Genomic DNA, 6,603 nt, shown 5'->3' with positions numbered 1-6,603 from the left:
TCAACCGGAGGTTCTGATGACTGCTCCGTCCGCGTTGCGGTCATTTGGCCCAAGAATATGCTGCAGGATGCACGAATGGCCGGTCTGGCGAAGCTGCGGCGCAGCATCAGATCGACCGACGAACGGCAGCTTTGGGCCGTTCATGTTGGTCGGGGCGAGATCGTTCGGCAAAATCGCTGCGATGCGGCTAACGGCAGCAAGCAGCCTCAAAGTGACAAGATCCATGACACGCGATGGATGTCCGCTCAAGGATCGCTCACACGACTTCGGCGTTCTTAATCCTTAACATGGGCGTAGACAGTATTTCGGGAAACAGTAAGTTGGCGCGCGGCCAAGGCAACGTTCCCGTTACAGTCGCGCAAAGCCTTTTGGATTTCGATACATCTTACTTCCTTGATCATCTGCCCGACGCAGCGCGTACACGGCGAGACGCCAAGCGGACGCTGACCCAAAATGCGCGTGACACCTTCTTGTCTTATGATCCCATCGTGGTGGTGGATCGCAAGCGTACGCAGATTTCGGTTTAGATCGGTTAGGTTGTGATCAGCAGTCATCGCCATAAGTGCGTCTGTGCCGTTACTTGAAAGGGTGTGTTGAGGGGAGATTGCGGCAAGCATCGCGCGACACAGATGTCGAAAATCAGAGCGGTTTGTGAGTTTGGGCAAGTAGAGCGAAAATCCAGAAAGGCGTTCGTATAAAGTCCTCAATGGGCCTATTGCATCGTTCAGGCAGGAAGCATTCTGTGCGCTGCTGATGATGATCCATTCGCCGTCGGCCAGCAGCGGATTGCGCCGTTGAATGACACGATTGAGGAAGGTGTTCAGGCTTGGCGCGATTTCAATCGGCAACAGATCAACCCTATCGAGATACAACGTGCCGCCCTTGTCGAGGTCAATGGTGTCTTGCTTTCGGGGCATGGCATCAGCTTTGGATTTCATCTGTGCGATAAGCTGGCCTTCGACAGCGTCTAAATTGAGCGTCTCACACTCGACAAGAACGAATGCTTGATCGGGGTGAAGTTGATCATGTATCTCCTCAGCCGTTGTGTTTTTCCCGGTTCCGGGTGCGCCAACAATTAGAACAGGCAGGCCTTGTTGGGCCGATTTTCTGCCCAACCGAAGGTTTTGGCGCAAGGCTTCATCTTCGAAAACGCGCCCGGTTCCGACGTCTCCCGCTGCCTTTGGAACGCGATAGATCGGATCGGTTGGCAGCAACACCTGTGTGTTCGTGAGCTTGGTACGTGCCGAGTGGGTAAGCCTGAGGCGTGCAAAATACCCAGACCTCAGCCAATCAGTAATTTGAACAATTTCGCCCCTACATAATTGTTCGATCAAGGTACAGAACTGTCCCATAAAGAGGTCTTGGAATTTGATTGCGTTAGCAAGATTCAAACCCGTCAAGAGTTCACTGGTGCGACGGTTCGCCCCGGTTATCTGGCCGTCCTCGTTGAACGCGATCATGCCGACATTTTGGGTCTTGAGGTATTCTTGACGGGGATGAAATTGGATGATGTGTTCGCCGCGATGATCCTCCACGAATAAACGATTTTCAACGTTTTGCGCGGCAAGGTTCACCAACGCAAGGGTATGATACTGTCTGGCTGTCACTTCGGAAGAAGCATCCAGCAATCCTATTAATTGGCCACTGCTGTCAAAAATGGGGGCGGATAGGCACGATACCGTACCTTCTTTTGCAAAGAAATGTTCGCGACCTGTGACGTTACAAGACACACCAGTGTGAAGTGCCAGCCCAAGGGCGTTGGTGCCGCGGATTTCCTCGCTCCAGATTGAACCGGGGAGGATACTTTTGCCGCAAGTGGACGTGCGGAATTCTTCATCCAGAATTTGATCGAGCACGACACCGTCACTGTCTGCAAATGCCACCAGAAAATTCGATCCAGCGATTTGCGCGCTCAGCAATTCCAATTCCGGCCTGACAAGACGCATTACACGATCTTGCTGATCACGACGCTGATGAAGATCGGTGTGAGAGACGACACATTCCTCCGGATTACCGACGGGATCGAGGCCAAGTCGCATACACCGCCGCCAACTATCAGCAATCGTTTCCGGCACGGCACCATAGGCGAACCGGCCGTTAACCTCGAGGGCATTGCGGGCTTTATCAAATGCAGTTTTCACGAGCGCCCTCCCAAGACTGCGGTCATCATGGATGATGAATGCCCAATAAACAAAGTGAAATCCAAGGTTTGTTCATTTTTTGAGCATAGAAAACATCGCGCTTCGCAGAAATTGAACACTCGCAAACAACTCAGCGGATGTGCCGACCGTTAAGTAGGGCCTAACAGACATTTAATCTCGGAGAGTCCCATGAAGGCCCAAGTTCTACATAAATACGATGACGATCTGACTGCACCGTCGTGGGTCGATTACATCGATGTGCCGGATCCTGTTATCACCAAAGGGTCGGACGTAATTGTTCGCATCGGTGGCGCAGGGGTGTGCCGCACCGATCTGCACGTCATCGAAGGTATCTGGCGGCCGCACATGGATCCAAATGGGAACGCTTTGTTGCCGTTGATCTTGGGCCATGAAAACGCAGGTTGGGTCGAAGAGGTCGGGCCAGAAGTCGAAGGCCTGAAAAAGGGTGATCCTGTGATTATCCACCCGAAGATTTCGAACGGGACATGCATCGCTTGTCGTCGTGGTCAAGACATGCACGGCGAAGGTACGTTTCCAGGCCTTGATTCTGACGGTGGTTACGCTGAGGCGTTGGTGACGTCCGAGCGTAATATCATCAAGTTGCCGAAGTCACTTCTACCCAAAGAGGTTGCACCCTATTCCGATGCTGGCCTAACAGCTTACCGCGCAGCCAAAAAAGCGACGCGCCATCTGCTTCCCGGTGAATACTGTGTTGTGATCGGCGCTGGTGGTTTAGGCCATATCGGCATTCAAGTCCTGCGCGCGATGTGTGCCGCAGAGATCATTGTTGTCGATACATCTGATACGTCACTGTCCCTCGCTGGTGAATGCGGTGCTGATCATTTGGTAAAAGCCGATGGTGGCGAAGTCGATGCAATCTTGTCCCTGACCAAAGGTCATGGCGCCGAAGCCGTGCTTGATTTTGTCGGCGAGAACGGCACGACCCGCAAGGGCCTCGCTATGACGCGGGCAGCCGGCAGCTATTACGTTGTCGGGTATGGTGAGGATATTCAGGTTCCAACCGTTGATCTTGTGATCACTGAAAAGAACATAATCGGCAACCTCGTCGGCACGTGGGCGGAACTGACGGAATTGATGGAATTGGCCCACCGCGGGTTGGTCGATCTGACGACCAAAGAATATGCCTTGCGCGATGCAAATCTTGCGCTGCGCGACCTTCACGACGGGAAGGTCCGCGGTCGCGCGGTTCTGATCCCCTAAATTCACCAAAATTACATCTATTGCGCAGGTCACACAACTTTGGCCTGCGCGCGATCCGCGAGGAGCGGGTCATATCAAAACCAAACGGGAGGACTAACATGAAAAATCAGTTTACAATTTCGGCCTCGGTGCTGGCGATTATCGCCTCATCTGCGGTGCCTGTCTCGGCACAAGATTACACACGTTTTGGCATCGAACAGGACCTGCCGGGTACCTGTAGCTATGCGGCGACAGACGCCAAGGATTACTCTGGGCGCACATTGAACATCATCACCCACGCGATCCCTGTCATCGGGGAGCCCACCGCGCTTCACGCGGAACAGTTTGCTGAATTGACCGGAGCCGAAGTCAATGTGGTTCACGTGCCATTTGGTGATCTGTTCCAGCGGATCATGATCCCATTCCAAAGTGAGCAGAACGCCTATGATGTGATGTTTTATCCATCACTTTGGATTGGTGATTTCAGCCGTTTCCTTGCCCCTGTGCCTGAGGCCTATGTCAACTCAACGGGCATGATGGATGTCACCCCAAGTTTTAGGGGTGTAGCGACGTGGAACGGTGAAATGATCCAATACCCGATGGATGGTGATCGCCATTATCTGAAATTCCGGACGGACGTGTTCGACAATACCGATGTGCAAGCAAAATACCTTGCCGACACCGGCAACGAGTTGACCGTTCCTGCGACATGGGAGGAATACAATCAGGTTGCCGCATATTTCAACGCGTCTGATTGGGATGGTGACGGCGAACTGAACTATGGCTCTGCTGAAGTTGCGAAACGCGATGATTTGATGTTCTCGGCGTTCATCAGCCGTGCGGCACCATATGCAAAGCACCCGGACGTCCAAGGTGGATTCTTCTTTGACCTTGAGACAATGGAACCGCTGATCAACACGCCGGGTTTTGTACGCGGTCTTGAACTGTTTATCGAAGCTCAAGCCAGTTTCCCTCCCGGTGGCACTAACTTTGGTTTGGGCGATGAGATCTTCTCGTTTGGCGGTGGTCAGACTTTGATGAGCTATAGCTGGGATGACGCCTTTATTCAGGCCAATCAGGAAGACAGCCGGATCAGAAATATGGTCGCAGCCGCGCCGCTACCGGGTGCTTCCGAAGTTTGGAACCGCACCACTGGCGAGTGGGACACATTCGAGACGCCCAACCGTGCGCCTTACATGACGTGGGGTTGGTCTTCAGCAGTCTCTTCAATGTCTGAAGAGCAAGAGATGGGATTTGATTTCCTTTGCTTCTTCTCAAACGAAGCTAACGCCGAACATGACATGCAGATCGGTCGCTTTGGTGTGAACCCTTACCGCAACAGCCATTTTGATTTTGATTATTGGAAGGGTCAAGGTTGGGCTGATAAAACAGCGCAGACTTACGTCACGACATTGTCTGAGATGGAGGAAAGCAAAAACCGTGTGTTCGATTTGCGTGTTCCCGGCGTAAGTCAGTTCATGTCGTCAATGGCGAATGGCGTAGCCGAGGCGATGGCCGGTCAGAAGACTGCGCAGGAAGCACTGGATAGTGTTGCCGAGGAGTGGTCTGAAATCACAGGTCGCATTGGCAAGGATAGCTTGCGTGAAGCCTACTCCAACGTTGTTACACTTGAAGACAACGAAGGTTAATGACGAGAGGTGGGCGTTCCTTGGACGCCCACCTCAAATCTAGGGATACATACCATGCTATCGTCTAAGCACTTTTTCTTGCTGCCAGCCTTATTGACTTTGGTCGCAATAATCCTTTTCCCGCTACTGTTTACAATTCGTGTGAGTTTTTCGAGCTGGGATGTGTTTCAGTCAGGCCTCGATTACATCGGCGGTAAGAACTACGGACGCGTGTTCGAAGACGATCGATTCTGGCAGAGTCTAGGGCGGTTGTCGATGTTGTCTCTGAGTTCGGTGTCACTGCAATACACGTTAGGTTTTGCGCTAGCACTTGCAGTCTGGAAACAGGTGCGCGGTGGTCGTTTACTAAGGGTCTTATTCCTCATCCCAATGATGACCACGCCGGTGGTCATGTCGGTGATTTGGCGGACTGTTTTTCACGAAAGCCTGGGCCCCGCGAATGACATTCTACGCATGTTCGGGATTGGCGCGGTACCATGGCTTTCCAGCGCAAACGGCGCTTTCATCAGTGTTTTGATTGTTGAAGTTTGGCAATGGACGCCATTTATGTTCCTGTTGTTGCTGGCTGGATTGGTGTCGCTGCCACGCGAACCCTATCTCGCGGCAGCAATTGACGGTGCTGGCACATGGCGCACGTTTTGGCAGGTTACCTTTCCACTTATGGCGCCGATTACCATTGGTGCGGTGATCATCCGGCTTATCGAAGCATCAAAGATCATGGACACGGTTTATGTCCTAACCTCAGGCGGGCCGGGAACGGCGACCGAGACCTCATCCTATTACATCTACATTCGCGGTTTGCGCGATTTTCAGATTGGGTATTCTGCGGCGTTGTCGCTGGTCTATCTGGTGATCATGATTGTCAGCCTCACCGTGATTGCAAAAGTCCTACTGCGTTTGCTGGTTGGAAAGGTCGGATAACATGAATAAGTTTTATCACATCCTAAAAACCCTGTTCCTCTTCGGTTGGTCCCTCTTTGTCGTGTTTCCATTCCTTTGGGCACTGACCACATCTTTCAAAGATGCCAACGCGATCACAAGTGGAGCGACCTACATCCCATGGGTTGATTATGAGCCGTCAACGCAAGGCTGGTCCTCATTGTTCACGACGGGGTCGCAAGGGATTAACATCGTAGGTCCCTTCATAGACTCCGCCGCTGTTACCCTAATCGCGAGCCTTGTCAGTTTGGCATTGGGAACGCTGGCGGCCTACGGGTTGTCCCGGTTTGAATACAGGTTGGGCTTTGTCAAAAATTCCGACATCACGTTCTTCTTTATCTCACAACGCATCATGCCGCCCATCGTTCTAGCGATCCCGTTCTTCTTGATGCTCAAGGAGTTAGGCGCGCTAGATACGATCTTTGGATTGGTGCTGGTCTATATAGCACTCCTGCTGCCCATCGCGGTCTGGGTCATGACTGATTTTTTTGCGGGCATCCCAAAAGAACTCGATGAAATGGCGATGACCGACGGATGCAGCCCGATTGGGGCGTTTTTTCGAGTTGTCCTGCCTAATTCAGTTCCTGGCCTCGTCGTGGCAGGCATGTTCTGCCTCATCTTCGGGTGGAACGACTTTTTCTTCGCCTTCACCC

General features: G+C 52.4%; 6 protein-coding genes. 4 read left to right on the top strand and 2 right to left on the bottom strand.

Annotated elements, in window-relative coordinates; genetic code table 11:
• On the bottom strand, positions 1-249 hold the full coding sequence (locus tag Q1B15_RS16750; protein WP_299755783.1) for a hypothetical protein: 249 nt from the start codon (positions 247-249) through the stop codon (positions 1-3).
• Positions 250-275: 26 nt separating this feature from the next.
• Positions 276-2,141: a sigma 54-interacting transcriptional regulator gene (locus tag Q1B15_RS16745; protein ID WP_299755781.1), complete on the bottom strand. Its 1,866-nt coding sequence runs from the start codon at positions 2,139-2,141 to the stop codon at positions 276-278.
• A gap of 189 nt (positions 2,142-2,330) precedes the next feature.
• Here Q1B15_RS16745 and Q1B15_RS16740 point away from each other — a divergent pair, with 189 nt between their 5' ends.
• From Q1B15_RS16740 to Q1B15_RS16725, 4 genes are all read left to right on the top strand, one after another.
• On the top strand, positions 2,331-3,383 hold the full coding sequence (locus tag Q1B15_RS16740) for an NAD(P)-dependent alcohol dehydrogenase (protein WP_299755779.1): 1,053 nt from the start codon (positions 2,331-2,333) through the stop codon (positions 3,381-3,383).
• A gap of 98 nt (positions 3,384-3,481) precedes the next feature.
• On the top strand, positions 3,482-5,011 hold the full coding sequence (locus Q1B15_RS16735) for an ABC transporter substrate-binding protein (protein WP_299755776.1): 1,530 nt from the start codon (positions 3,482-3,484) through the stop codon (positions 5,009-5,011).
• 54 nt (positions 5,012-5,065) lie between these two features.
• Complete coding sequence (locus Q1B15_RS16730; RefSeq protein ID WP_299755775.1) at positions 5,066-5,932, top strand: sugar ABC transporter permease; 867 nt, start codon at positions 5,066-5,068, stop codon at positions 5,930-5,932.
• Position 5,933: 1 nt separating this feature from the next.
• Positions 5,934-6,603: carbohydrate ABC transporter permease (locus Q1B15_RS16725; RefSeq protein ID WP_299755773.1), on the top strand; the 670-nt coding region annotated here is incomplete at its 3' end.

Source organism: uncultured Boseongicola sp. (assembly GCF_937988555.1).
In the GTDB taxonomy this organism is placed as follows: Bacteria; Pseudomonadota; Alphaproteobacteria; order Rhodobacterales; family Rhodobacteraceae; genus Boseongicola.
Note: the sequence above shows the minus strand (reverse complement) of the source record. Positions and strands in the feature narration are given on the sequence as shown.

What these genes read in the sequence shown, in the direction of transcription:
- Q1B15_RS16740 (WP_299755779.1), top strand. Translation starts at nt 2,331, where the DNA reads ATGAAGGCCCAAGTTCTACATAAATACGATGACGATCTGACTGCACCG.
- Q1B15_RS16730 (WP_299755775.1), top strand. Translation starts at nt 5,066, where the DNA reads ATGCTATCGTCTAAGCACTTTTTCTTGCTGCCAGCCTTATTGACTTTG.
- Q1B15_RS16735 (WP_299755776.1), top strand. Translation starts at nt 3,482, where the DNA reads ATGAAAAATCAGTTTACAATTTCGGCCTCGGTGCTGGCGATTATCGCC.